Origin of the sequence: Mameliella sp. CS4 (genome assembly GCF_019392335.1) — a bacterium.
GTDB lineage: Bacteria > Pseudomonadota > Alphaproteobacteria > Rhodobacterales > Rhodobacteraceae > Antarctobacter.
This window is the reverse complement of sequence record NZ_JAHXRQ010000136.1, coordinates 1-278: the sequence shown is the minus strand read 5'-3', so window position 1 is coordinate 278 and position 278 is coordinate 1. Positions and strand designations below refer to the sequence as shown.

Genomic DNA, 278 nt, shown 5'->3' with positions numbered 1-278 from the left:
CCGGGCCTTCTCGAGCTGATTGATCAGGGTTTCGACCGCGTCGAGGCTCTCGGATCCTCCGCTTTCCCGGGCGCGCGGCGTGCGCAGCGATGGCAGCACCGCCGACCGGTCCGGGCCCTTCGGGCGCACCTTCACGGTCAGCGGCGCCGGCGGCCCCTGCACGTCCGGATCGATCACGCCCGTGGCCTTGCCGACCTCCTGGAGGAAGGTCAGCGGGTTGCCGGCGGTGATGATCTTGCCGACGCCGGGGATCGATCCGACGAGGTCGCGGACCTTGC

The 278-nt window shown here is 71.2% G+C and carries 1 protein-coding gene; it reads right to left on the bottom strand.

The annotated features are described in order from the left end of the window. The coding region (locus tag KZZ07_RS26850) for a hypothetical protein (protein WP_219520012.1) at nt 1–278 on the bottom strand (278 nt) is incomplete at both ends.